The organism is Helicobacter vulpis, assembly GCF_003660395.1.
Lineage (GTDB): Bacteria > Campylobacterota > Campylobacteria > Campylobacterales > Helicobacteraceae > Helicobacter > Helicobacter vulpis.
Genome location: NZ_QXQT01000071.1, coordinates 1 through 845 on the forward strand (window position 1 = coordinate 1; position 845 = coordinate 845).

The window sequence follows — 845 nt, forward strand, 5'->3', positions numbered from 1 at the left end:
TCTACCAAACCCCCCCTTAAAAAGCGCGCAAAACCCAAAGAAAAGAAACCCGAGATGACCCCAGAAGAAGAAGAGCAAATAAATAAACGCCTTGAAGAAGCGATGAAAAGAGCCGCCCAAGAGCGCCAGCAAGAAGAAGGGCAAAAGAGTTTAGAACTTAAAAAGGTTTTTAAAAAGCATTTTGACTTTAAAGACGATGACATCTTTAACTTCAACTTCCCTAAAGAATTAAAGGCGCAAATAGAAGAAGTGGGCAAAATCCACAACCTAGATTTAAATTATAGCTTTGAGAAACTCAGCCATGGGCTAGAGCCTCTTTTTAAAAAGGAGGATGTGCCCCTTTTAAAACAAATTGTAGAAAAACCCGACTATGTGTTGCAAAGTTTCCACGGGCTTGAGTTCTACAAAAAGGTTAATGGGGAGTGGTATTATTTTGCGCATGCGAGGGCGAGAGAAAAAGAAAGTTTCTATCTTTTGAAGGCTACAGAAAAGCAAGTTTTGCAGAGATTAGTTAGACATATCATCTTGGGCAGGGACCCTGTTGCTAAAAATGCAGAAGAGGAGCACGCTATTTGGACAGCCAAAATGCAGGGCCTAAACATAACGCCCTTTTCAGAAATCCCATGGCCTGAGCAGTGGCCTAAAGAGTGGCCCAAAGATACCCCCATGGAGCGTGAGTGATGCTCACCCCTTACCTTAACCAAGTCTTTCAGGCGGACGCGTTAGGCTTTATGCAGGGCTTGCCGGATGCTTGTATAGATTGTGTGTGTATGGACCCGCCCTATTGTAGCGGGGGGGTAAAAAGCTTGAACGCGCGCAATGCCGGGACTAATAAGAAGTATTGC

General features: G+C 44.1%; 1 protein-coding gene. It reads left to right on the plus strand.

What is annotated here, in order from left to right; all coding sequences use genetic code 11:
- On the plus strand, positions 1-681 hold a 681-nt coding region (locus EAO38_RS08590), incomplete at its 5' end, for a hypothetical protein (protein WP_162982759.1).
- Positions 682-845: the final 164 nt, after the last annotated feature.